This window comes from Staphylococcus carnosus (assembly GCF_900458435.1).
GTDB classification, from domain to species: Bacteria; Bacillota; Bacilli; order Staphylococcales; family Staphylococcaceae; genus Staphylococcus; species Staphylococcus carnosus.
Genome location: NZ_UHCT01000001.1, coordinates 1967878 through 1989525, shown reverse-complemented (window position 1 = coordinate 1989525; position 21648 = coordinate 1967878). Strand labels below are relative to the sequence as shown.

Here is a 21648-nt window from a genome sequence, read left to right as displayed (position 1 = left end):
TTGGTAATAAGATTGAGATGAGGAGCTGATACTGAATGAAATTCTTATCATTCAAACACAATGATGAAACATCATATGGAGTAAAGGTAAAACGTGAAGAAGCAGCTTGGGATTTAAGAAAAGTTTTCGCTGATTTTGGTGAAGGCGACTTCCATCCTAAGACTTTATTAGAAGGTTTGGAACAAAACCATACTTTAGATTTCCAAGAACAAGTCCGCAAAGCAGTGGTAGCGGCTACAGACAGTTCTAACTCAGAGGATTATAAAGTTCAATTTTCTGATATTGAATTCTTACCGCCTGTAACACCACCGAATAATGTCATTGCTTTCGGCCGTAATTATAAAAAACATGCAGATGAATTAAATCATAGTGTAGAAAGATTATATGTATTTACTAAAGCAGCATCATCTTTAACTGGTGATGAATCTACAATTCCTAACCATAAAGATATTACAGATACACTTGATTACGAAGGTGAACTAGGTGTAGTTATCGGTAAAGCTGGAGAAAAAATTCCAAAAGGCTTAGCTTTAGATTACGTGTATGGTTATACAATTATTAATGATATTACTGACCGAACTGCTCAACGTCAACAAGATCAAGCGTTCCTTTCTAAAAGTTTGACTGGCGGTTGCCCAATGGGTCCTTATATCGTAACTAAAGATGAATTACCAACACCTGAGGATGTTAATATTGTAACGAAAGTTAACAATGATATTCGTCAAGACGGTAATACAAGCCAAATGATTCTTAAAATCGATGAATTGATTGCTGAGATTTCTAAATATGTTGCATTACATCCTGGAGATATTATTGCAACTGGTACACCAGCAGGCGTGGGAGCTGGAATGAACCCTCCTCAATATCTGCAACCAGGTGATGAAGTTAAAGTAACAATTGATAATATTGGTACACTGACAAACTTTATTGCGGAAGAAAAATAGTATGAAATAATAATAGCTGAGATTAGGAATGGGTTGTGATGCAACTCATTTCTAATCTCTTTTTTTGTGCAATAAAAAACTCTGCTGAACATCGTTATAAAAGATGCAGCAGAGTTTTATTAATATATTATTTAGTGATAACGAACATATTTGAAATTGGTCCTCCAGGCAAGATGATACCTAATGCCATTGTTACGATAATCAAAGCGATAGTACCCCAGAATAAACCTTTATGAGATGCTCCGCGTTGTTTACGTACTAATGTTACTTCCATAAGTGCGACTACGCCAATACCACAAATCATTTTTAATGTTAATAACATGTGTGTACTTCCTGTTGCTGTCGCGAATTCTTCTACTACTTGCCAAACACCGCTGAATAAGATTAAAACTAAGAATAATCTTAAAGTCATGTGCAAGGGTTTATATGCTTTTTTCGGCGCACCAGTTTTAGTAAAACTGATGTAAGAAACGATAAATAAAATAATGCCGATTACCCAGCTGAAAATGTGTAAGTGTAACATGTAATTTCCTCATTTCATCAATATTTCATCCCTTATAATAACATATCTGAATGATAACTTTGCAATGCAACTATTTATAAGAGATTATTTTGTGCTTTGTATTTATTTAGATTTGTAAAACTATTTGTTTTGAGCTTTATATCCAATCATATTAATAATGTCTTTTGGAGAACTGAATGGCGGCGCATAAGCGCTTTCGAATTCTGTCAGTTCATCGACAGTCATATCATTTTGCATTGCCATAGATAAAATATCAATGCGTTTATCTGCACCGGATTTACCTGCAGCAGCTGCACGCAAGATTTTTCTAGATTTATTTTCAAAGTATACACGTAAATGAAGCGGTTCAGCGCCTGGATAATAACCTGCATGGTTCATCTGTTCGGTCTCAACCATTGTGTAATCGAAATGTTTTAAATCAGAAGGGCTTACACCGACACTTGTTAATGTATAATCAAAGAATTTTACAGCATTTGAAGCTAAAAAGCCTTTAAAAGGAACATTACGTGTCTGAGTAATATGTTCTGCTACAATACTAGCACCTCGATGGGCACCCCACGCAAGTGGAACGTGAGTAGGTATATTCACATGACGATAATAGTTAGAAACAATATCACCAATGGCATATACATTTCTATAGTTTGTTTGGAAGTATTCATTTACTGGGATATATCCTGCATCATCTTCTTCAATTCCCGCACCTTCTAAGAACTCAGTATTCGGTTTGATACCGATGCCTTCAATAATAATATCAAAATCTTCTGTGTTGCCGGATTTAAAGTGAACAGTATGACCATCTACTGAATCAACTTCTTCATTTAAGCGGTAATCAATCTGTCGTTTATCCATTTCATCAAAGATAACTTTGTTCATATCTTGGTCCATTAATTTATTGATTTGTTCAGAACGATGAATCAATGTTGTTTGAATGCCTCTATTGTATAAGTTTTCTAAGACTTCCAATGAAATGTATCCCGCACCTATAATGAGTGCCTTTTTGACGTTGTTATTAGAAATGTAGGATTCAATATCATCTGTATCTTCTAAATTGCGTAATGTGAAAGCCATGTCGCTATTTAAAGGTAATTGGTTTGCACGACATCCTGGACTCATCACTAAATAATCATAATCCTCAGTAAAGACCTCGTCGGTTTTTAAATTTTTTACAGTTACTGTTTGGTTGTTTGGATCGACTTGAATGACTTCGTGAAATACTTTAGCAGTCACACCTTTATTTTCTTTGAATTGTTCAGGTGTAAAGTGAAGCAGTTCAGAACGATCATCGATAATATTGCCGAGATAATAGGGGAGTCCGCAATTCGCAAATGTAACATCTCGGTCTTTTTCGAAAATAGTAATATCACAATCAGGATCGAGACGTCGAAGCTGACTTGCGAACGTTGCGCCTCCTGCTACGCCGCCAATAATAATTATTTTAGTCATAATTTTTCCTCCGTTCATTATTTATTGGATAAGAAAAAAGACAAGGTTACAAACTTAAAGTACATGTTCATCTAAGTACCAAAGTAAACCTTGTTTTTACTTGAAAATATATTATCTTGAATAAACTTTTGTTTCGTTATTATATGGGATATTGAGACTAAAGAAATCGTTAAGATATCTGCCTATACCATCGTCGTTATTAGAATAAGTGACTTCATTTGCGATGTGTTTCAATTCATCTAAACCATTTTCCATTGCGATGCCGTGTTTTGCATATTTAATCATTTCAGTATCATTATCTTCATCACCGAAAGCAATGATATGATTGCGGTCTACACCTAATTCATCTTTTACGCTATCTATACCGCGTGCTTTACTGATACCTCTTTTAACAATTTCAATAACTGGGAATGGTGCTCCCCAACGTCTGTGTTCAATGCTTTCAGCATAGAAGCGAGATAGCATTTGTTTAACACGAGGTATCATCACTTCATCTGCTTCAATTAAAATTGAAGTCGGGGGTTCTTTCAACTGATTTACGATATCACCTGTTTCAATTTTAGGGTTGCCCATGGAAAAACCATCAAAAAGGTGCTGATCGAAGTTATCGATATATACATGGTCTTTGACTTCAGCAATAATGTTTTTTACCTGCATTTTTTGAAGAGATTCAATAATGCTTGTAGCTAAATCAGGATCAAGTGTTTCGTGTATCACAGGTGAATCTGGGTCAGTTGGATTATGTACAAATGCACCGTTGAAATTAACAATAGGTGTATTGAGTTTTAATTGTTCGTAATAGGGTTTGCTTGCACGGAAAGGTCTGCCTGTTGCTATCATAATATAATGACCTTGTTCTTTCAGTTTTTCTAAAACTTTCAATGTATAAGGTGAGATTTCTTTTTTGTCATTCAATAATGTCCCGTCTAAATCTAAACAAATTAAATAGGGTTCCATAAAATTAACTCCTTAATGCTGCGAGGATTCGTTAAATGATACAAGTACTGCTAACTTTAATTTAAAAGTAGGTTGAACTTTCTAAAGACAAGTATAATGATATTCTTTAGGTTATTGTTCTAGCCTTTGTAGTCATAAACAAAACATTGCTGTTTGTAATTAATAATATCGCATCTTTTGATGTTATATTATTAGTAGACACCTTATTCAGTGTATTCTAATAATAGCATTTTATTGGAGTTTTGTCGGATATTTGATATATTAATATTAATAATTATTGCTTAGAGAGGTGAGCGAAATGGATGAAGCATTAAAAGATAATATTCTTGGTGCACTAGAAAATGTAATTGACCCTGAGCTAGGCATAGATGTCGTTAATTTGGGTTTAATATATAAAGTAGATCTTGATGATGATGGTTTATGTAAAGTAGAAATGACTTTAACTTCAATGGGTTGTCCGCTTGGACCGCAAATCATTGAACAAATTAAAATGGTACTTGCAGAGATTCCTGAAATTCAAGAAACAGAAGTTAATATTGTATGGAATCCGCCATGGAATAAAGATATGATGTCACGCTATGCGAAAATTGCTTTAGGCGTGAGCTGATTTTGATTAATAAATAGTGTTATCGCTAAATAAAGAGAAACGATACATTGCCCAACGTTAAACTGTAAAAAAGTTTAATGCAATGCGTGTCGTTTCTCTTTTGTTATTTAAAATTAAACTATCACAAAATTGTCATATTTAAACGATGTATGTTTTTCTGCGATTTAGAATTAACTCAAATCGCATATAATAACTTGATATTGCAAGAATATTACATTAATATTACAGGTGGTAATTATGACGCAAACGTGCTTCCTAAATAGATACATAGCACATGTTAACGGAAATTTTTAGATGGAAAGAAAGGTAAGTGCATGAATAATTTGAAGCGCAGTTCAAGTAATAACTCGCCTAAAAAAATGAATTACATGCCTGGACTCGATGGGTTAAGAGCAATTGCGGTTCTAGGAATCATTATTTATCATTTAAATAAACAATGGCTCGCAGGCGGTTTCTTAGGCGTAGATACATTTTTTGTTATTTCTGGTTATTTAATCACAAGTTTATTGCTTATAGAATATAAGAAAAATGGAAAAATTGACTTAAAAAAATTCTGGACTAGACGAATTAAGCGTTTGATACCAGCCATGGTATTTGTTGTCAGCATCGTCACCATTGTTACTTTACTCTTACAGAGAGAAGAAATTATAAGAGTGAAACAGGATGCTTTTGCGGCACTCTTTTATGTTTCTAACTGGTGGTACATTGCAAAAGACGTTAACTACTTCGATCAATTCTCATTCGAGCCATTAAAACATTTATGGTCACTCGCAATTGAAGAACAATTTTATTTATTTTTCCCAGTAGTTCTCATTTTATTATTGAATAAAGTTAAAAAGCCGAAACAAATTACACTGATTTTTTGGGTGATTTCTTTAATTTCATTATTAGCGATGGTATTGCTGACACATCCAGGAATGAATTTTTCACGCGTGTATTTCGGTACGGATACAAGATTGCAAACATTGTTATTAGGTGTTATTTTAGCGTTCTTATGGCCGCCGAATCGGTTGAAGAAAGAGCCACCACTTGCAGTACGTTCAGTTGTGGACATTGTAGGTGTAATCGCATTAGCTATTTTAGTTTGTCTATTTATATATGTAGATGACCAAAGTTATTGGATTTATAATGGCGGTTTTTACTTAATTTCTGGTATTACTCTATTCTTGATTGCCAGCATCGTACATCCATCTGGCTTGTTGGCTCGATTTATGGGTAATCCTGTGTTTGTGTATTTAGGTAAACGTTCATACAGTTTATATTTATGGCATTTTCCAGTCATTATTTTTACACACAGATATTTTGTAGCAGGCCAAATTCCAATCTATGTGTACTTCATTGATTTAGTATTGACAGTTATTATGGCAGAGTTCTCTTATCGATATGTAGAAACGCCATTCCGTAAAAAAGGGTTTAAAGCACTTTCTATCGGAAACTGGACTAAAAGTAATATTATCCGCTGGATTTTAATATTGCTTATTTTGATTCCGTTTGTGCTTATCTTAGCTGGACTTTTTGATAAATACGGTAAAGATACTGTTGGAGACAAAGCAACACAATTTGATACAAATAGTATTGATAAATATGTAGTTAGACCTATTCCTTATGGCAAAATGGATTTCTTAGGAAATGGCGGAGGTACAGAATCGGAAGAAAATACAGATGTCTATGATGATGTACAACCATTGTTAATCGGTGATTCTGTCATGGTAGATATTGGTGAACACTTTAAAGAAAGTGTGCCGCGTTCTGTTATTGATGGTAAAGTAGGTCGAAATATGTATCAGGCGAAACCATTAATTGATTCGCAATATAGTCATTACAATAAAAAAGGAGACAAGGTCATTATTGAACTTGGTACAAATGGTGATTTTGATAAAAATCAACTTGATACTGTAATCAATTCATTTGGAAAAGCTGACGTGTACCTTGTAAACACACGTGTGCCGCGTGATTACGAAAAACATGTGAATGACTTGATGAAAGAAGCAGCTGCTAAACATAAAAATGTAAAATTAGTAGATTGGTACAGCAGATCAGCAGGGCACACCGAATACTTCGCGCCTGATGGTATCCATTTAGAATACTCAGGGGTCAAAGCACTGTCTGATGAAATTATTAAAACAATGAGATTAAAAAAAGATAAATAAATAGTAAAGTAAATGTAGATTCGAGGGTTGGATTCAATGAAATCCAATCCTCGCTTCTTTTTAATTTTTTTCTTTTCACAGAGAGTAATGAGTTGAAAAAATCTTAGAATATAGCTTATACTATTATTAAGGTCAAAGTAAGTCAAAGTCAAGAAGGTTCTTGGCTAAGTATACTGAATCGACAGAGGTGAATAAATTGGATGCAAATAAAATGACGTACGCTGTTCAAGAATCATTGCAAGGCGCAATTGAAATTGCAAAACAGCATGAACAGCAAAATGTAGAAGCAGAAGCAGTACTGATTGCTGCATTAAATAGTGATAATAGTCTTTTTAAAAGTGTGCTTGAACGCGCTAATATAGATATAGCAGCACTTTCTGAAGCATATGAAGAAAAATTAAATCATTATGCAACAGTTAAAGGCGATAATATACAATATGGTCAATATATTGGTAATAATACGAATACGCTTTTTAATAGAGCTGAAAAAATCATGGAAACGTATGAAGATGAATTCGTCTCTATGGAACATCTTTTACTTGCTGCGATTGAAACAAATGAAATAACTCAGCAATTTGTAGGCAATAAAGATGAAGTAATAAAAGAAATTATTAAGAGAGTCAGAGGAGGAAATCACGTGACATCACAAAATCCTGAAGCAAATTATGAAGCGCTCGAAAAATACGGACGTGATTTAGTTGAAGAAGTCCGTCAAGGCAACATGGATCCTGTTATCGGACGTGATGAAGAAATTCGTAATACAATACGAATTTTAAGCCGTAAAACTAAAAACAATCCTGTATTAATAGGGGAACCAGGTGTAGGTAAAACTGCAATTGTTGAAGGTTTAGCCCAACGAATTGTAAAAAAAGATGTGCCTGAGTCTTTATTAGATAAAACTATTTTTGAATTAGATTTAAGTGCTTTAGTAGCCGGTGCGAAATACCGTGGTGAATTTGAAGAACGCTTAAAAGCTGTATTGAAAGAAATCAAAGATTCAGACGGCAGAATTATATTATTTATTGATGAATTGCATATGCTAGTCGGAGCAGGTAAAACAGATGGCGCAATGGATGCCGGCAATATGTTGAAACCAATGCTTGCTAGAGGTGAGTTGCACTGTATCGGTGCTACAACATTAAATGAATATCGTGAATATATTGAAAAAGATTCTGCGTTAGAACGCCGTTTCCAAAAAGTAGGTGTTTCTGAACCAGATGTAGAAGATACAATATCAATTTTACGTGGTTTGAAAGAACGTTATGAAGTATATCATGGTGTGAGAATTCAAGACCGTGCTTTAGTAGCAGCAGCGGAATTATCTGACCGCTATATTACAGATCGCTTCTTGCCGGATAAAGCAATTGATTTAGTAGACCAAGCTTGTGCAACAATCCGCACTGAAATAGGTTCTAATCCGACAGAACTAGATCAAGTCAATCGCCGTGTTATGCAATTAGAAATTGAAGAAAATGCATTGAAACATGAATCTGATAATGTCAGTCAACAACGTTTAAAAGAGTTGCAAGAAGAACTTTCAAATGAGAAAGAAAAACAATCAGCATTGCAATCTCGCGTAGAACAAGAAAAAGAAAAAATCTCAAAACTGCAAGAAAAACGTGCAGAATTGGATGAAAGCCGCAAAGCTTTAGAAGATGCGGAAAATAATTATGATTTGGAAAAAGCAGCTGAATTACAACATGGTAAAATACCGAAATTAGAAAAAGAACTGCGTGATTTAGAAGATGCTTTCCAAGATGAACAAAGTGAAGATAATGACCGTATTATTCGAGAAATAGTAACAGATGAAGAAATAGGAGACATCGTCAGTCAATGGACAGGTATTCCAGTAACTAAGTTAGTAGAAAGCGAACGCGATAAATTATTGCATCTAAATGACATCTTGCATGAACGTGTTGTAGGTCAAGACAGAGCAGTAGATTTAGTTGCAGATGCGGTTATCAGAGCACGTGCAGGAATAAAAGATCCTAATCGCCCAATCGGCAGCTTCTTATTCTTAGGGCCAACTGGTGTCGGTAAAACAGAATTGGCAAAAGCCTTAGCTTCATCATTGTTTGATTCAGAAAAACATATGATTCGAATTGATATGAGTGAATATATGGAAAAACATTCTGTATCTAGATTAATCGGAGCACCTCCAGGTTATGTAGGTCATGATGAAGGCGGTCAATTAACTGAGGCAGTACGTCGTAACCCTTACTCAGTTATCTTGTTAGATGAAGTTGAAAAAGCACATTCAGATGTGTTCAACGTATTGCTTCAAATTTTAGATGAAGGACATTTAACTGATTCTAAAGGACGCAATGTAGACTTCAAAAATACAATTATTATTATGACAAGCAACATTGGTTCTCAAATTTTACTTGAACAAGTAAAAGAAACAGGCGTTATTTCAGAAACTACAGAATCTGCGGTAATGACAAGTTTAAATCAATACTTTAAACCTGAAATATTGAACCGTATGGATGATATTGTTCTTTTCCGTCCATTATCTGTTAACGATATGAGTATGATTGTAGAAAAAATCCTTACAGAACTTAATATTCGCTTGCTTGATCAACGTATTTCTATTGAAGTATCAGATGCAGCGAAAAAATGGTTAGGTGAAGAAGCTTACGAACCTCAATTCGGTGCAAGACCTCTTAAACGTTTTGTACAACGTCAAATTGAAACACCATTAGCACGTATGATGATTAAAGAATCATTACCAGAAGGTACAACTGTAAAAGTTGATTTAGGCGATAATGAATTAAATTTCAAAGTTGAAGAAGCACAATTAAATTAAGATAAAACAAAAATGCTGGAATCTCTTGGTTTTCTCGAGATTCCAGCATTTTTTGTAAAATAAAAAATCCAGTATTAAATACCGGATTTAATGTCGATATGTTATTGCTTGCTGTCTTCCACAGAAGTTGAATTTTTAACCGGCTTCATAAGCACATCTAAAATTGCAACTACAATTGTGAAGATAACCGCAAATACAAGTGGGATAATAAAATTCAATTTGCCGCCGCCTGCTAAACTATTTAATACGAAGTTTACCATTTCAAGCAACAATACTGACCAGAATAGTACCATAATGTATCTCATCTGTAGTGCCTCCATAGAATTATCTTTAGTTTAATTATAAATTAGAATAATAACTTTGTATAGTGATGGAAGGAAAATAGAATACTTATACTTTATTTAATATGAGGATTCACATCACAATAATTGTGATACGGGTCTTCAGATATTATAATAGTATGAGTAATCCCATAATAGATGATAGTTAAAGCACTTGTGTTTAAAAAGAAAAATATGATAAATTAATACCTGGTATTAAAAATATTTTTAAGAAGGTGTAGAACCATGGACGTGGGTATTAAAGGTTTCGGAACTTATGTTCCGGAAAAAGTTGTAGACAATGCCTATTTTGAAACTTTTTTAGAAACTTCAGATGAATGGATTTCTAAAATGACAGGAATTAAAGAACGCAGATGGGCAGGAGAAGATCAAGAAACATCAGATCTTGCATATGAAGCTAGCGTTAAAGCAATTAAAGATGCAGGTATAAAACCTGAAGATATAGATATGGTTATCGTTGCGACTTCAACAGGAGATTTTCCATTTCCAACAGTAGCCAACATGCTTCAAGAGCGTCTTGGACTAGGTAAAGTAGCAACAATGGATCAACTTGCAGCTTGTTCAGGATTTATGTATTCATTGATTACTGCTAAGCAGTACATAGCATCAGGCGATTATCAAAATATTTTAGTCGTTGGTGTAGACAAATTATCTAAAATCACAGATATGACAGACCGTTCAACAGCTATTCTTTTTGGTGACGGTGCTGGTGCAGCAGTCATCGGAGAAGTGTCAGAAGGACGCGGTATCATGAGTTATGAAATGGGCTCTGACGGCAGTGGCGGTAAATATTTATACTTGAACCCTGAAAACGGTAAAATATTTATGAATGGTCGTGAAGTATTTAAATTTGCGGTACGTATTATGGGAGAAGCTTCACGTAATGTTGTTGAGAAAGCTGGTATAACTGCTGATGATGTAGATATGTTTGTTCCTCACCAAGCGAATATCAGAATTATGGAATCAGCTAGAGAACGTTTAGGAATCCCTAAAGAGAAAATGAGCGTTTCAGTAAATAAATTTGGTAATACTTCAGCGGCATCTATTCCGTTAAGTATCGGCCAAGAACTTGAAAACGGCAGAATCAAAGATGATGATGTCTTGGTTCTTGTTGGTTTCGGCGGCGGCCTGACTTGGGGCGCAATTACACTAAGATGGGGAAAATAGGAGGATAAAGTATGAGCAAAGAGCAACGCGTTGTAATTACAGGACTAGGCGCATTATCTCCACTAGGTAATGATGCGAAAACTTCATGGGAAAATGCCTTGAACGGTGTTAATGGTATTGATGAAATTACACGCATCGATACATCTGATTACAATGTTCACTTAGGCGGAGAATTAAAAGATTTTAATATTGAAGATTATATCGAGAAAAAAGAAGCACGTCGTATGGATCGTTTTACACAATATGCAGTCGTTGCTGCACGTGAAGCGGTTAAAGATGCTAAATTAGATATCAATGATACGAATGCAAATAGAATTGGTGTATGGATTGGTTCAGGTATCGGCGGAATGGAAACATTCGAGGTTGCACACAGCCAATTACTTAATCGCGGTCCTCGTCGTGTCAGCCCATTCTTTGTACCAATGTTAATCCCTGATATGGCTACTGGACAAGTTTCTATCGATTTAGGTGCAAAAGGGCCGAATGGTTCTACTGTTACAGCTTGTGCAACAGGTACTAACTCAATCGGTGAAGCATTTAAAATCATTCAACGTGGCGATGCAGACGCTATGATTACAGGTGGCAGTGAAGCACCTATTACACATATGGCTATTGCTGGTTTCAGTGCGAGCAGAGCACTTTCTACAAATGATGATAAAGAAACAGCTTGTCGTCCATTCCAAGAAGGCCGTGACGGCTTTGTAATGGGTGAAGGTGCAGGCGTTTTAGTAATTGAATCATTAGAATCAGCTCAAGCACGCGGTGCTGAAATCTATGCAGAAATTGTAGGTTATGGTTCAACAGGCGATGCATACCATATTACCGCTCCAGCTCCAGAAGGTGAAGGCGGTTCACGTGCAATGCAAGCAGCTATGGATGATGCAGGTATCCAACCATCAGATGTACAATATTTAAATGCACATGGTACAAGTACACCAGTAGGTGACTTAAACGAAGTGCTTGCAATTAAAAATACATTCGGTGATGCAGCGAATAACTTGAAAGTCAGCTCAACTAAATCAATGACAGGTCACTTATTAGGGGCTACAGGTGGTTTAGAAGCAATCTTCTCAGCGTTATCAATTCGTGATAGCAAAATTGCACCGACAATTCATGCAGTAACTCCAGATCCAGAATGTGATTTAGATTTCGTACCTAACGAAGCGCAAGATTTAGATATTACTTATGCAATGAGTAACAGTCTTGGATTTGGCGGACACAATGCTGTATTAGTATTTAAAAAATTCGAAGACTAGTAGTAGAAAAGTTTATTAATACATTAAGAAATGATAAGCATTTGAAGCGGTTATTTTTAATCGTTTCAAATGCTTTTTTCTTTTAATTCAAAATAGGAATAATGATTTTAAAATCATAAACTGAAATGAATACACTATAATAACATTAAATGTGTATAATGAAATAAGACCTTGAAAAATAACACATTTTTCAATTAATGCTTTAATGCATTAAAATAAAAAGGTTAAATACATAAATAAGGGTGGGTGGAATCGGTGCATCAATTGAATCAACTTTCTAGAACATTAAAAGCAAGAATGCTGTGTGATTTTTTACTCACACTTTCAAGTTCTGCGATTTTACCCTTTATAGCACTATATCTAATTACTATGATTAACGCTGTTTTTGCAGGTATTTTCTTGATGGCGACTGTTATCATCGGATTTATAGTGTCGTTTATCGGCGGTTATGTGTCTGATCACTTTGAACGTAAAAAAGTAATCAGTTTTGTCCACGGTATTTATACAGTGTGTTTAGTGATTCTTATAATCTCCGTAAATATGCATGGTATTGGATTGATCTTGTTTTGTATCACCTTCTTTATTTTTTCCATTACCAATTCATTTGAAATGCCTATTTTAGAAGCAGCAATTATGGATGCTATTCAAGTTCAACACCGTGACTTTATTTATCGTTTCTTCTATTGGATGAACAATATCGCTATGGCAATTGGTATGTTGATAGGTGCTGCATTGTATGCTGAGCATCGTCATTTACTGTTTGGTTTGTTTCTTGCTGCGAATTTGATTAGTTGGTATGTGTTTGTATTCATTTATGATGTGCAACAGAAATTTGCAAATCATGATTCGTTGGATTCTGTAGTTAAAAAGTTTCTGCATGGATATGTACAAGCCTTCAAAAACAAACCCTATATTATCTTGATGTTAGCATTTAGTTTTGTATTTATGGCAGAAGCTAGTTTAGATACATACGTCGTTGTACGTCTACAAAAGACATTTGACCCGATATCATTTTTAGGGATTAGAATTGATGGAGTACGTATTTTCACATTAATCATGATTGTAAATACAGTCACAGTTGCATTCTTAACCTTTTATGTTAATCGTTTGATGGAAAGTTATTCGAAGAAAGCGATATTTGTGATTGGAATTTTTTGCTATACCTTCGGCTATATTATAATCACATCAGCTAATGTCTTATTTTTTATTTTAGTTTTTGCATTTATTGCAACGATTGGCGAAATAATTTATTCGCCAATATATAACTCAGAAAGATTTGCATTAACACCAGAACATGCTAGAGGTGTGTATAGTTCAATCGGTTCATTAGGTTTTACTACTGCAAAAATACTTGCTCAATTAGGATTGGTAATTAGTACATTTTTAACCCCTTGGATGATGTCAATCTATACTGGTGTGATTGTATTAATCGGATTTGTTTTAATGTATCTTGTGCTGTTTAAAATGCCGAAGGTACAACAAGTTAAAGAATAATAAATTAAAAACGGCGACGTTAGTTGCCGTTTTTTTCTAAAAAGTAAATATTGCGCATAAACATAAAAGTATTAATATCGCATTGATAATCGTCATTCTTTTCGCCCATGCTTCTACCAAATAAAAGTCTCTTTTTGCTTGCTTAGGGTTCATAAATTCATCATTTTCCCAAGCTTTACGGTGCTTTTTTCCTCCCATTTGATAACGAATCCGTCTAAATCCATAGCTTGTCGCATCAAAAATACCGTCTTGAACCAGAATTACCACGAAGCCTGCTATAAATAAAATCATACTTACGATAAATAAGATATCTATGTAATTTGACCAGGTATGTGTTCTGAAACCCCATATTATTAAACTTATGATAGGTGCAAATAACACCCAAATTAACCATTGTATATATTTATTCATATTTTTCTCCTAAACTTAAAAATTATATTCTTTCCTGACTATTAACTATATCTATAAATATTTTTTACATAAATAACAGATGTTTTAAATTAGAGAATCCCTTGTTAATACTAAGTTTATTATACATGTTTTACGGAACATTTTGTTGCAACAATTAAAATATTCTAAAAATTGTGTTGATTTGGAATGCAAATTATAGATATAATAATATTAAAATATTTCTGAAAATTTTGAGGGAATGTTTATTTTGAATTCATAAGGGGGATTGTCTATGTTTAGATATATACTCAAACGTTTTGGATATATGCTGATTTCTTTGTTCATTATTATGACTATCACTTTCTTCTTAATGAAATTGATGCCAGGTTCACCATTTAATGATGCAAAGTTAAGTGCAGACCAAAAGGAAATTTTAAACGAGACATACGGTTTAAATGATCCAGTCATTGTACAGTATCTGCATTATCTTAAAAATGTTGTGACAGGAGATTTCGGGGTGTCATTCCAATATCATAACCAACCGGTTTGGGATTTAATTCAACCTCGTTTAATTCCATCAATGGAAATGGGATTAACGGCAATGGTTATTGGAGTTATTTTAGGATTAATTTTAGGGGTTGCTGCTGCAACGAAACAAAATACTTGGGTGGACTACTCTTCTACAGTTATTTCAGTTATTGCTGTATCAGTTCCATCATTCGTTTTAGCAGTGTTATTACAATATGTTTTCTCAGTAAGATTAAGATGGTTCCCAGTAGCAGGTTGGGAAGGGATTTCAACTGCCATCTTGCCATCACTTGCACTTTCAGCGAGCGTACTTGCGACAGTCGCACGATACATACGGGCGGAAATGATCGAAGTGTTGAGTTCGGACTACATTTTATTGGCAAGAGCTAAAGGTAATTCTATGATGCGTGTACTTTTCGGTCATGCACTTAGAAATGCACTTATTCCAGTTATTACAATAATCGTTCCGATGTTAGCAGGTATTTTAACAGGGACACTAACAATCGAGAACATCTTCGGCGTTCCAGGACTAGGGGATCAATTCGTTAGATCGATTCAAACGAACGACTTCTCTGTCATTATGGCCACTACACTTTTATTCAGTACGTTATTCATTGTATCGATTTTCATTGTAGATATTTTATATGGAATTATCGATCCGCGTATTAGGGTGCAAGGAGGTAAAAAATAATGGCAGAAAACAAAGAACATTTGCATGGAGACTATTCCAATGCAGCACTTACACATACTACTGACGGTGAAAATGCTCCAGATTTTTTACTCGTTGAACAAGATATTGAAAGAGAACCGGAAATTCAACGTGAAAGCAAAAACTTCTGGCAAGATGCTTGGAGTCAGTTAAGACGTAATAAATTAGCAGTTATCGGTATGATCGGCTTAATACTTATTATCATTATGGCATTGGTTGGGCCGTTGATGAGCGGTCATGATTATGCTGAACAAGATGTAGACCGCCGTAACTTACCAGCTAAAATTCCAGTACTTGATAAAATTCCATTTTTACCATTTGATGGACAAGGTGCAGATGGAACAAATGCTTATAAAGATGCAGGAGTAAAAGAAAACTTCTGGTTCGGTACAGACCAATTAGGTCGTGATTTATGGTCACGTACATGGCAAGGTGCTCAAGTTTCACTATTTATCGGTGTAGTAGCTGCAGCACTAGATATTTTCATAGGGGTAGTATATGGCGCAATATCCGGTTTCTTCGGAGGCAGGATTGACGATGTCATGCAAAGGATTATAGAAATCATCGCTTCTATACCAAACTTGATTGTCGTAATTCTCTTCGTATTAATTTTCGAGCCATCTATTTGGACAATTATTATTGCGATGGCAATTACAGGGTGGATAGGAATGAGCCGTGTGGTTCGTGGTGAATTCTTAAAATTAAAGGGACAAGAATTTGTTTTAGCATCTCGTACATTAGGTGCTTCAAAAACAAAATTGATTTTTAGACATATCTTACCAAATACATTAGGTGCGATTGTAGTTACATCAATGTTTACAGTACCAAGTGCAATTTTCTTCGAAGCCTTCTTAAGTTTCATCGGTATTGGTGTACCAGCTCCGAAGACTTCATTAGGTTCTCTTGTAAATGATGGGCGTGCGATGTTATTGATTCATCCGCATGAATTATTTATTCCAGCACTTATTTTAAGTTTATTAATTTTATTCTTTTACTTGTTTAGTGATGGATTGCGTGATGCATTCGATCCGAAAATGCGTAAATAAGGGAGGCAGATCGTATGGCAGAAAGAATATTAGAAGTGAACGACTTGCATGTCTCCTTTGATATTGACGCAGGAGAAGTGCAAGCAGTTCGAGGCGTAGACTTTTATTTAGACAAAGGGGAGACACTCGCAATTGTGGGTGAATCTGGTTCTGGTAAGTCTGTGACAACAAAAGCTTTGACAAAATTGTTCCAAGGCGATGTTGGACGAATCAAGAAAGGTAAAATCAACTTCTTAGGAGAAGACTTAGTTGAAAAGCCGGAAAGTGAATTAATTAAATTAAGAGGAAAAGATATTTCAATGATTTTCCAAGATCCGATGACTTCATTGAATCCTACAATGCAAATTGGGAAACAAGTCATGGAACCACTTATGAAACATCGCGGCTATAATAAATCACAAGCTAAAAAAAGAGCACTGGAAATTCTAAATATGGTTGGATTGCCAAATGCAAAAGAACGTTTTAAAGCATATCCTCACCAATTCTCTGGTGGACAAAGACAGCGTATCGTAATCGCTACAGCGCTTGCTTGTGAACCGAAAGTATTAATCGCAGATGAACCGACAACAGCTTTAGACGTTACAATGCAAGCTCAAATTTTAGACTTAATGAAAGAGCTGCAAAAGAAAATTGATACATCCATTATCTTTATTACACATGACTTAGGTGTTGTTGCAAACATTGCTGACAGAGTGGCTGTAATGTATGGAGGTCAAATGGTAGAAACGGGAGATGTTGATGAAATTTTCTATGATCCGCAACATCCTTATACTTGGGGACTGTTATCTTCAATGCCTGATTTAGAAACTGGTACTGACACAGAACTTGTCGCTATTCCAGGTACACCGCCTGACTTATTGCATCCGCCAAAAGGTGATGCATTTGCAGCGAGAAGCCAATATGCTTTAGGTATTGATTTTAAAGAAGCACCTCCGTGGTTCCAAGTTTCACCAACACATTTTGTAAAATCATGGTTGTTAGATGAACGTTCTCCTAAAGTACAACCACCTGAACTGGTTGTGAGACGTCAAAGAGAAATGCCGAATAAATTTGAGCACGCTGAACGTGTAGAAAGGGTGGCGTTCAATGAAGGATAATCAAAACAAAGATTTTGAAGAAACAAGCGGTGCATTAGAAAAACAAAACGAAATTGAAAGAGAACAATCAGAATTAAACGCACAACGTCAACCTGCTGGAGATAAAGAAGTATTAGTGAGTGTTAAAAATTTAAAACAATACTTTAATGTCGGAAAGCGAAACGAAGTTCGTGCAATCGAAGATATTTCTTTCGACATTTTCAAAGGGGAAACATTTGGTTTAGTTGGAGAATCTGGATGTGGTAAATCTACAACAGGTAAAGCATTAATTAAATTAAATGATGCAACAAGCGGAGAAGTGTATTACGAAGGGGTTAATATTCAAGATATTAAAAACCGCAAAGATATGTTGAAGTTCAATAAGAAAATTCAAATGATTTTCCAAGATCCATATGCTTCACTTAATCCAAGATTAAAAGTAATGGATATTATTGCAGAAGGCATTGATATTCATAAATTAGCAAAAAGTACAAAAGAACGTAAAAAACGAGTGTATGATTTGTTAGAAACAGTAGGATTAAACAAAGAACACGCCAATCGTTATCCGCATGAATTCTCAGGGGGACAAAGACAACGTATTGGTATCGCACGTGCATTAGCAGTTGAACCGGAATTTATTATTGCAGACGAACCGATTTCGGCATTAGACGTTTCGATTCAAGCACAAGTTGTTAACTTACTGTTGAAACTGCAACGTGAAAAGAATATTACATTCTTATTCATTGCGCATGATTTATCTATGGTTAAATATATTTCAGACCGTATCGCTGTAATGCACTTTGGGAAAATTGTGGAAATCGGTTCAGCGGATGAAATTTATAACCATCCTTTACATCCTTATACACAATCTTTGTTATCAGCGGTACCGCAACCTGATCCTGAAAGTGAACGTACAAGAACGCGTATTACTTATAAAGAAAACGCTGAAGAAAATCCGAATCGTTCTTTACAGGAGATTAAACCGGAACATTATGTATTTGTGACGGATAAAGAAGCGGAAGAATTGAAACAAAGATTAAAACAAACGGTGTAAGGGGGAGAAGCATTATGAAGAAAAAATTAATTTCATTCGCCTTAATGCTTGGAATTGCAGCGTTAGTTTTAAGCGGGTGCAGCCAAGGCGGCGGTATTTATGATGGTAAAGGGCAAGTATATCGTTCAGTATTATCTCAAGACATGAGTACATTAGATACTGTTCTTGCGACAGATACTGTTTCATTCAATGTTTACAATCAAGTTTACGAAGGACTATATTCTTTAGATAAAAAAGACCAAGCTATTCCAGCAATTGCCAAAGGAATGCCTAAGAAAAGCGATGGCGGTAAAACTTTAACAATCAAGATGCGTAAAAATGCAAAATGGTCAAATGGTGATCCGGTTACCGCAAATGACTTTGTGTATGCTTGGCGTAAAGCATTAGATCCACAAACAGCTTCTGAATATGCTTATATCATGTATGATATTAAAAATGCACAAAAAATTAATGAAGGTAAAATGCCGGTTAATAAATTAGGTGCTAAAGCACTAGACAAGTATACAGTGCAAATTAAATTGAACAAGCCGTTACCATATTTCAACCAAATGTTAGCATTCGGTACATATATGCCGCAAAATGAAAAAGTTGCGAAGAAATATGGCAAACAATATGGAACAACTGCAGACAAAGCAGTATATAATGGTCCATTTGAACTTACTGATTGGAAAGTGGAAGACAAAATTTTAATGAAAAAGAACCCAAAATATTGGGATAAAAAAGCAGTTAAGTTAGATAAAATCAATTTCAAAATTTTGAAGGACCAGCAAGCAGGTGCATCTTTGTATGATACAGGTTCAGTAGATAATACTGGTATTACATCTGAACAAGTTGATAAATATAAAGATAGTCCAGCATTATTTAAACGCTTAAAAGCTTCTACATTCTTCTTGAAAATGAACGAAAAAGAGCAGCCTGAATTTAAAAATAAAGATATGCGTTATGCAATTGCACAATCAATTGATAAAAAAGCATATGTTGATAATGTATTAGGAGATGGTTCGAAACCATTTGATGGATTTACTTCTAAAAAGACAGATATTCTTCCAGATGGCAAAGACTATGCTGATTTAGTAAAATCACCACTTAAATATAATAAATCAGAAGCAAAAACACATCTCGATAAAGCGAAAAAAGCTTTAGGTAAAGACCAATTTACATTTACATTGAACACTGAAGATACACCAAGTTCTAAAATTTCAGCACAGTTTATCAAATCACAGATTGAGAAAAATCTGCCAGGGGTAACTGTGAATATTAAACAATTACCATTTAAACAACGTGTAACTGCAGAGTTAACAATGAATTACTCAATGTCATTATCAGGTTGGGGACCAGATTATCCTGACCCAATGACTTATTTAGACACAATGACTACTGGCAATGCTCAAAATAATACAGGTTGGGGCAGCAAGAAATATGACAACATGCTGAAAGAAGCGAATGGTCCATTATTGAAAAAACCTAATGAACGTATTAATGAACTAAAAGATGCTGAAGAATTTATGTTAAGTGAAGCACCAGTTGCACCGATTTATCAACAAGGTGCAGCAAGCCTTCGTAATCCTCAATTGAAAGGTATTGTATACCATGAAATTGGCGGAGAGACTACACTTAAACATGCCTATATCGACAAGAGTATTGATAGAGAAACAGGAAAGAAAAAGAAAGATCAATAAAGTGAAATTTAATGGTAGAAATTCACTTCAACAAAAGAATCTATATAATAAAGCACACAGTCAATTCGGCTGTGTGTTTTTGGTTTGCTGAAAGCTATAAAATTGACTTTAAAAGCGAACAAACCTAGCATTTAAGAAAAGAAATAGATTGAGGTGAATGTCATGTTACCGATGAGTATATTAGATCAAACACCCATAAACAAAGGGCAAACAGTAACAGAAGCTTTGAATCATACGTTAGAATTAGCCCAACTAGCAGATCAATCAGGTTATACACGCTATTTTCTCTCTGAACATCATAATCTTAAAGATGTGGTAGGAACTTCTCCAGAAATACTGATTATGTATTTGCTTGATCATACAAAACAAATGAGGATTGGTTCTGGAGGTGTTATGCTGCAACACTGTCATCCTCTAAAAGTAATTGAACAATTTCATTTAATAGATAAACTGTCGCATCAACGTGTTGATTTAGCAGTAGGTAAAGCACCTGGAGGATATCCAAAAGTCGTTGATTTATTACAAGAAGAGCTGCAAAAACCATTAAAGCAATTTGATGAGAAATTCTCACTTTTAAACCAACTGAACACCCAAAAATTTACTGATCATAGTGAATATGAAGGTATTCGTACTGCACATCGTGATGAAACTGATAAACCTGTGCCGGTATATTTATTAGGAACAAGTGAACATTCAGCCATTCAAGCTGCAGAAGCACAAACAGGTATTGTCTATGCTTATTTCATTAACTCTGATTTGTCGGAGTTAGAAAATGCGTTGAAAGCATATAAAAAACGTTATCCAAAAGGGCGTTTCATCGTATCGATACCTGCTGTGGTGACAACAGATGGAAATCAAAAGATGCCTATGAGATTCTCCCAAAGACATTACGAATTAACATTTGAAGATGGAAGCAGAATTGTATTAAATACGAAACAACAAGTGGATGAATACCGAAATGAGTCAGAAAAAAACTTCGAAGTTACCGAGAAAAGAATGAGGATTATCAGCGGAAGCAAAGAAGAAGTGGTTGATACATTGAATGAGGTTAATCGAAGCGGTTTGATTGATGAATGGATGTTGCATATGCCTGTACAAAGCCATAAATTAAGAATGAACACAATCAGGGAATTAGCGCCGTTGAATCCAAATGAAAACGTGTAACTGCTAAAAAACTCGAATGATATTAATTACTTTTCATTTTAGATATTGACTTGAACATTAAAATAATGAATGTTAATATAAATTTGTAAATTAAATATTCATTGCTAGGGGTGCCGTATAGGCTGAAAGATATATTATCAACCCTTTGAACCTGATCTAGTTAGCACTAGCGTAGGGAAGCGTGTAAAAATGATAAGAGAAATTTAAACTCGAAAATATGTATATTCCTGTAATAGGTTAGTTATTACATAATTTTTTCGAAGTCATAAAATAGAGTCTTTTCTGCGCATTCATAAATAAAATGAATGCGTTTT

General features: G+C 34.8%; 18 protein-coding genes and 1 riboswitch. Of the genes, 13 read left to right on the top strand and 5 right to left on the bottom strand.

The features are described from left to right. Positions 1 to 35 precede the first annotated feature (35 nt). On the top strand, positions 36 to 944 hold the full coding sequence (locus DYE31_RS09565) for a fumarylacetoacetate hydrolase family protein (RefSeq protein ID WP_015899834.1): 909 nt from the start codon (positions 36 to 38) through the stop codon (positions 942 to 944). Positions 945 to 1071: 127 nt separating this feature from the next. Here the strand turns inward: DYE31_RS09565 and DYE31_RS09560 are convergent, their stop codons facing one another. The 3 genes from DYE31_RS09560 to DYE31_RS09550 form a co-directional block, all read right to left on the bottom strand. After that, positions 1072 to 1467, bottom strand: coding sequence for a YisL family protein (locus DYE31_RS09560; protein WP_015899835.1), 396 nt, complete (start codon positions 1465 to 1467; stop codon positions 1072 to 1074). A gap of 120 nt (positions 1468 to 1587) precedes the next feature. Further along, the gene (locus DYE31_RS09555) at positions 1588 to 2910 is read right to left on the bottom strand and encodes a CoA-disulfide reductase (protein ID WP_115314387.1); all 1323 of its coding nucleotides are present in this window, start codon (positions 2908 to 2910) and stop codon (positions 1588 to 1590) included. 111 nt (positions 2911 to 3021) lie between these two features. Beyond that, positions 3022 to 3867, bottom strand: a complete 846-nt coding sequence (locus DYE31_RS09550) for a Cof-type HAD-IIB family hydrolase (protein ID WP_015899837.1) — start codon at positions 3865 to 3867, stop codon at positions 3022 to 3024. 298 nt (positions 3868 to 4165) lie between these two features. Here DYE31_RS09550 and DYE31_RS09545 point away from each other — a divergent pair, with 298 nt between their 5' ends. The 3 genes from DYE31_RS09545 (at position 4166) to clpB (ending at position 9430) form a co-directional block, all read left to right on the top strand. Further along, the gene (locus tag DYE31_RS09545; protein WP_015899838.1) at positions 4166 to 4474 is read left to right on the top strand and encodes a metal-sulfur cluster assembly factor; all 309 of its coding nucleotides are present in this window, start codon (positions 4166 to 4168) and stop codon (positions 4472 to 4474) included. A gap of 314 nt (positions 4475 to 4788) precedes the next feature. Further along, complete coding sequence (locus tag DYE31_RS09540; RefSeq protein ID WP_015899839.1) at positions 4789 to 6624, top strand: acyltransferase family protein; 1836 nt, start codon at positions 4789 to 4791, stop codon at positions 6622 to 6624. 196 nt (positions 6625 to 6820) lie between these two features. Further along, positions 6821 to 9430: an ATP-dependent chaperone ClpB gene (gene clpB, locus DYE31_RS09535; protein ID WP_115314386.1), complete on the top strand. Its 2610-nt coding sequence runs from the start codon at positions 6821 to 6823 to the stop codon at positions 9428 to 9430. Between the two features lie 101 nt (positions 9431 to 9531). On the opposite strand, the gene DYE31_RS09530 is transcribed toward clpB, so the two are convergent. Continuing rightward, complete coding sequence (locus DYE31_RS09530; protein ID WP_015899841.1) at positions 9532 to 9735, bottom strand: YjzD family protein; 204 nt, start codon at positions 9733 to 9735, stop codon at positions 9532 to 9534. Between the two features lie 261 nt (positions 9736 to 9996). Between DYE31_RS09530 and DYE31_RS09525 the strand changes: the two genes are divergently transcribed. From DYE31_RS09525 to DYE31_RS09515, 3 genes are all read left to right on the top strand, one after another. Then, positions 9997 to 10938, top strand: coding sequence for a beta-ketoacyl-ACP synthase III (locus tag DYE31_RS09525; protein ID WP_015899842.1), 942 nt, complete (start codon positions 9997 to 9999; stop codon positions 10936 to 10938). 11 nt (positions 10939 to 10949) lie between these two features. Beyond that, entirely contained in the window at positions 10950 to 12194 is a 1245-nt protein-coding gene (gene fabF / locus DYE31_RS09520) for a beta-ketoacyl-ACP synthase II (protein WP_015899843.1), read from the top strand. Between the two features lie 255 nt (positions 12195 to 12449). Continuing rightward, the gene (locus DYE31_RS09515; RefSeq protein ID WP_015899844.1) at positions 12450 to 13688 is read left to right on the top strand and encodes an MFS transporter; all 1239 of its coding nucleotides are present in this window, start codon (positions 12450 to 12452) and stop codon (positions 13686 to 13688) included. 36 nt (positions 13689 to 13724) lie between these two features. Here DYE31_RS09515 and DYE31_RS09510 read toward each other — a convergent pair whose 3' ends face one another. Beyond that, on the bottom strand, positions 13725 to 14099 hold the full coding sequence (locus tag DYE31_RS09510; protein WP_015899845.1) for a DUF3899 domain-containing protein: 375 nt from the start codon (positions 14097 to 14099) through the stop codon (positions 13725 to 13727). Positions 14100 to 14370: 271 nt separating this feature from the next. On the opposite strand from DYE31_RS09510, the gene opp3b reads away from it, so the two are divergent. The 6 genes from opp3b to DYE31_RS09480 all read left to right on the top strand — a co-directional run bounded on the left by opp3b (position 14371) and on the right by DYE31_RS09480 (position 21334). Next, positions 14371 to 15297 (top strand): oligopeptide ABC transporter permease, encoded by a 927-nt coding sequence (gene opp3b / locus DYE31_RS09505; RefSeq protein ID WP_015899846.1) that lies wholly within the window; start codon positions 14371 to 14373, stop codon positions 15295 to 15297. After that, positions 15297 to 16361: an oligopeptide ABC transporter permease gene (opp3C, locus tag DYE31_RS09500; RefSeq protein ID WP_015899847.1), complete on the top strand. Its 1065-nt coding sequence runs from the start codon at positions 15297 to 15299 to the stop codon at positions 16359 to 16361. The genes opp3b and opp3C overlap by 1 nt, the downstream gene beginning before the upstream one ends. A gap of 14 nt (positions 16362 to 16375) precedes the next feature. Continuing rightward, positions 16376 to 17458 carry an ABC transporter ATP-binding protein gene (locus DYE31_RS09495; protein WP_015899848.1) on the top strand — a complete coding sequence of 361 codons (1083 nt, stop codon included), beginning with the start codon at positions 16376 to 16378 and terminating at the stop codon, positions 17456 to 17458. Further along, positions 17448 to 18491: an ABC transporter ATP-binding protein gene (locus tag DYE31_RS09490; protein WP_015899849.1), complete on the top strand. Its 1044-nt coding sequence runs from the start codon at positions 17448 to 17450 to the stop codon at positions 18489 to 18491. Before DYE31_RS09495 ends, DYE31_RS09490 begins: the two co-directional genes overlap by 11 nt. A gap of 14 nt (positions 18492 to 18505) precedes the next feature. Next, positions 18506 to 20170 (top strand): peptide ABC transporter substrate-binding protein, encoded by a 1665-nt coding sequence (locus tag DYE31_RS09485; protein ID WP_015899850.1) that lies wholly within the window; start codon positions 18506 to 18508, stop codon positions 20168 to 20170. Between the two features lie 162 nt (positions 20171 to 20332). Beyond that, on the top strand, positions 20333 to 21334 hold the full coding sequence (locus DYE31_RS09480; RefSeq protein WP_015899851.1) for an MsnO8 family LLM class oxidoreductase: 1002 nt from the start codon (positions 20333 to 20335) through the stop codon (positions 21332 to 21334). A gap of 96 nt (positions 21335 to 21430) precedes the next feature. Then, positions 21431 to 21529: riboswitch (TPP riboswitch) on the top strand. The last annotated feature ends 119 nt before the right edge of the window (positions 21530 to 21648 follow it).

Bases quoted from the DNA above. Each gene is read 5' to 3' on its own strand.
- DYE31_RS09565 (WP_015899834.1), top strand. From the start codon at position 36: ATGAAATTCTTATCATTCAAACACAATGATGAAACATCATATGGAGTA.
- DYE31_RS09560 (WP_015899835.1), bottom strand. From the start codon at position 1,467: ATGTTACACTTACACATTTTCAGCTGGGTAATCGGCATTATTTTATTT.
- DYE31_RS09555 (WP_115314387.1), bottom strand. From the start codon at position 2,910: ATGACTAAAATAATTATTATTGGCGGCGTAGCAGGAGGCGCAACGTTC.
- DYE31_RS09550 (WP_015899837.1), bottom strand. From the start codon at position 3,867: ATGGAACCCTATTTAATTTGTTTAGATTTAGACGGGACATTATTGAAT.
- DYE31_RS09545 (WP_015899838.1), top strand. From the start codon at position 4,166: ATGGATGAAGCATTAAAAGATAATATTCTTGGTGCACTAGAAAATGTA.
- DYE31_RS09540 (WP_015899839.1), top strand. From the start codon at position 4,789: ATGAATAATTTGAAGCGCAGTTCAAGTAATAACTCGCCTAAAAAAATG.
- DYE31_RS09530 (WP_015899841.1), bottom strand. From the start codon at position 9,735: ATGAGATACATTATGGTACTATTCTGGTCAGTATTGTTGCTTGAAATG.
- DYE31_RS09525 (WP_015899842.1), top strand. From the start codon at position 9,997: ATGGACGTGGGTATTAAAGGTTTCGGAACTTATGTTCCGGAAAAAGTT.
- fabF (WP_015899843.1), top strand. From the start codon at position 10,950: ATGAGCAAAGAGCAACGCGTTGTAATTACAGGACTAGGCGCATTATCT.
- DYE31_RS09510 (WP_015899845.1), bottom strand. From the start codon at position 14,099: ATGAATAAATATATACAATGGTTAATTTGGGTGTTATTTGCACCTATC.
- opp3b (WP_015899846.1), top strand. From the start codon at position 14,371: ATGTTTAGATATATACTCAAACGTTTTGGATATATGCTGATTTCTTTG.
- opp3C (WP_015899847.1), top strand. From the start codon at position 15,297: ATGGCAGAAAACAAAGAACATTTGCATGGAGACTATTCCAATGCAGCA.
- DYE31_RS09495 (WP_015899848.1), top strand. From the start codon at position 16,376: ATGGCAGAAAGAATATTAGAAGTGAACGACTTGCATGTCTCCTTTGAT.
- DYE31_RS09490 (WP_015899849.1), top strand. From the start codon at position 17,448: ATGAAGGATAATCAAAACAAAGATTTTGAAGAAACAAGCGGTGCATTA.
- DYE31_RS09485 (WP_015899850.1), top strand. From the start codon at position 18,506: ATGAAGAAAAAATTAATTTCATTCGCCTTAATGCTTGGAATTGCAGCG.
- DYE31_RS09480 (WP_015899851.1), top strand. From the start codon at position 20,333: ATGTTACCGATGAGTATATTAGATCAAACACCCATAAACAAAGGGCAA.